The following is a 3,316-nucleotide window of genomic DNA, read 5'->3' as shown; positions in this document are numbered from 1 at the left end:
CGACAAACGCAAATTTCACGTCGATAGAAAACGAGGTTTTATCCTGATATTCCACCTCTGCTTCAGCGAGCGCTGAACCGCCGACCACACTCCAATACACGGGTTTAAAACCTTTGTGCAGATGGCCGTTTTCAGCGATTTTACCGAGCGCGCGAATGATGTCGGCTTCAAATTTGTAGTCCATGGTCAGATAGGGTTTATCCCACTCACCCAAAACCCCCAAGCGCACAAAGTCAGCCTTTTGGCCTTCAACTTGTTTAGCGGCGTATTCGCGGCACTTATTGCGGAAAGTTTTTACATCAACTTTGTCGCCCGCTTTACCGATTTTTTTCTCAACGTTGTGCTCAATCGGCAGACCGTGACAATCCCAACCCGGCACATAGGGCGCGTCAAAACCGCTCAGGGTTTTGCTTTTTACGATAATGTCTTTAAGAATTTTGTTAACCGCGTGACCTATATGAATATCGCCGTTGGCGTAGGGTGGGCCGTCATGCAAAATAAATTGCTCACGGCCAACACGCGCAGCGCGAATCTGTTGGTACAGATCGCTCGCTTGCCATTGTTTCAACATGTCCGGCTCGCGCTGGGCGAGGTTTGCTTTCATCGCAAAACCGGTGTTAGGCAGATTCAGTGTTGTTTTGTAATCGATCATGATTCACGGTCAACTTGTTAACAAAAATGTTTAGAAAAATGGCGGAAAACGCCAGAAAATTATTACTTGTCTTTTACTTCAAACCGGTCAACTACCTTCGGCATAGCGACAAGAATGGCTAAAGCCAACAGGGTGCAAAGGATCGCTGAAGATTCGCGCCCCAATCCTGCCGCAACACCAATGGCCGCTGTCAACCAAATACCGGCGGCTGTAGTTAAGCCTTTAAGATCCTTTTCATCATTTCCTTTCAAAATTGCCCCGGCACCCAGAAAACCAATACCCGCAATAATGCCTTGCACTACCCGGCTTAATTCCTGTTCCGAAAGCCCTGCTTGCTGCGGAATGAGTACAAATAATGCCGAGCCAATGGCGACCAGCATATGCGTTTTAATACCCGCTGCTTTACCACGCTGCTCGCGTTCAAACCCTAAAATTCCGCCTAACAATGCGGCCATCAGCAGGCGAATTATGAGAGTGGTAATTTCACTTACATCTTTCAGATCAGAAAACTCAGCCACAAACGCGTTGGATATTTGTTGCCAGACACTGTTCATATTGAGTATTCCCGGAAAATCAGCTGAGGCTATTGCCGCTGAAAAAATTCAGCCCTTGTGCAATATCCATTTGCAATTGTGCTTGCAGCTCATCCAAAGAATTGAATTTTTTTTCATCGCGCAATTTTGTATGAAAAATTACGTCGATCATCGCGCCGTACACTTTGCGCGAGAAATCAAACAGGTGAACTTCCAGCAGTGGTTTTTTATCGCCAGTGACGGTAGGGCGCACACCAACGTTGGCCACACCCTGATGTACACTGCCATCGACAAATTTTACCGTGACCGTAAATACACCGTGCAATGGTGAGCGATAGCGGCGCAGATGCACGTTGGCGGTGGGCACACCGAGTTTGCGCCCGAGCTGCTGGCCGTAGGCTATGCGCCCACTGATGCTGTAAGGCTTACCCAACAGGGTTTCAGCATGGGCAAAATCACCCACTTCCAACAGCTGACGGATGCGCGTACTGCTTACACGCTCACCGTTAATTTCCAGCGTGCAGGTATCAGTCACACCAAAACCGCGCTCACTACCGACTTTTTGCAGCAAGGCGAAGTCGCCACGGCGATCACAGCCAAAACGGAAATCATCGCCGACGACCAAATGTTTAATCGCCAAGCCGTCCAGCAATACTGTTTCAATAAAGGCTTCGGCGGTCAGGTTGCGCAAGGTTTCGTTAAACTGCACGCACAGCACCCGCGCGACGCCAGCGGCGAGCAAGGCCTGCACTTTTTCGCGCAGGCGCATGAGGCGCGCTGGCGCTTTATCACCGGAAAAAAACTCATGGGGCTGGGGCTCAAACACGATTACCACGGCAGGCAATTGATACTGCTGCGCAACCGCAATTAACTGACGCAGTATGGCTTGATGACCGAGATGCACGCCATCGAAAGAGCCTATGGTCGCCACGCAGCCGCGATGCCAGGGGCGCAGGTTATGTAACCCGCGAATAAACGCATGTGCCGCTGGATTCACGCTGTGTACTGCCCTCAACCAAATTGCCTGAAAAATGAAGGCGGGAAGTATACAGGAGCGGCGGCGTCTGAGCCTACCCCGAGCCAGAATCAGTGCTGGGATTTGAAATCGCGCAGGCGAACACCCACCACAAAAAGCGCCGCCAGATAAGCTACAAGCCCCGCCACACAGACCACTGCAAGACGCAGGATTCGCTCCATCACGCCCCACTCAGACCAGAGATTCCAGAAAAAGAGGAAGCCGAGCAGTACCGCAACCAGTGCCAGATTCGCCGCTCCGTAGCGCAACCATAACCTTGGCCAATTGCTGGCCGGGTTGTAAACCTCACTTTTGCGCAGACCGCGATAGAGCAAATACGCATTCACATAAGCAGCCATCGCCGTCGTAAACGCCAGACCGACATGACCCAAGCCCCAGAGCATTACCAGCGGAATCACCACAATGGGCTTCATCACAATATTGGCGATGATGGCGATAATCCCGATACGCACGGGCGATTTCATATCCTGCCGCGCGAAATAACCGGGCACCAGCACCTTGATCAACATAAAGGCAAACAAGCCGAGCGCATAGGCCTTGAGACTGTAGGACGACATCAGGATATCGCTGGACTCCATCGCACCATGATAGAAAAGCGTGAAGAGAATTGGCTCTGCCAGAATGATCAGCGCGAGCGTTGCAGGCAGTGCGATCAGCACTACAAAGCGAATCGCCCAATCGAGCATTTGACTGAATTTTTCCCCCGATTGTGTGGCACTGAGGCGCGATAAGCCGGGCATGATCACCGTTGCAATCGCCACACCGAACACTCCCAGGGGTAATTCCACCAAGCGGTCGGAATAGAACAGCCAGCTTACGGCACCATCACCCAATTGGGTGGCAATAATGGTATCCAGCAGCAAATTGAGCTGGCTCACGGACACACCAAACAGCGCTGGCGTCATCAGGATCAAAATCCGTTTAACACCAGGGTGCGACCAATCCAGCTTGGGCGATGGCAACAGGTGGATTTGGCGCAAAAACGGCAATTGGAACAACAATGAAAAAATACCCGCCGCGATAATACTCCAGGCAAGTGCATGGACGGGGCTAGGGAAATATTCCGTCAGCAGCAGCGCCCCGGCGATCATAAAC

4 protein-coding genes are annotated in these 3,316 nt (G+C 51.4%); all 4 read right to left on the bottom strand.

Annotated elements, in window-relative coordinates:
- Positions 1 to 652, bottom strand: a 652-nt coding sequence (locus ACWA6V_RS07895; RefSeq protein WP_449521967.1) for a class I tRNA ligase family protein, incomplete at its 3' end; no start/stop codon positions are given.
- A 62-nt stretch (positions 653 to 714) separates the two neighbouring features.
- Positions 715 to 1,206 (bottom strand): MgtC/SapB family protein, encoded by a 492-nt coding sequence (locus ACWA6V_RS07890; RefSeq protein WP_449521966.1) that lies wholly within the window; start codon positions 1,204 to 1,206, stop codon positions 715 to 717.
- A 19-nt stretch (positions 1,207 to 1,225) separates the two neighbouring features.
- On the bottom strand, positions 1,226 to 2,182 hold the full coding sequence (gene ribF / locus ACWA6V_RS07885; protein ID WP_449521965.1) for a bifunctional riboflavin kinase/FAD synthetase: 957 nt from the start codon (positions 2,180 to 2,182) through the stop codon (positions 1,226 to 1,228).
- A gap of 89 nt (positions 2,183 to 2,271) precedes the next feature.
- Positions 2,272 to 3,316, bottom strand: a 1,045-nt coding sequence (gene murJ / locus ACWA6V_RS07880; protein WP_449521964.1) for a murein biosynthesis integral membrane protein MurJ, incomplete at its 5' end; no start/stop codon positions are given.

The sequence above is a fragment of the Cellvibrio sp. genome (genome assembly GCF_053579595.1).
The sequence above is the reverse complement of the archived record's forward strand: the minus strand, read 5'-3'. Positions and strand labels throughout refer to the sequence as shown.

Coding starts and splice junctions, on each gene's coding strand:
- ACWA6V_RS07890 (WP_449521966.1), bottom strand. CDS start 1,206: ATGAACAGTGTCTGGCAACAAATATCCAACGCGTTTGTGGCTGAGTTT.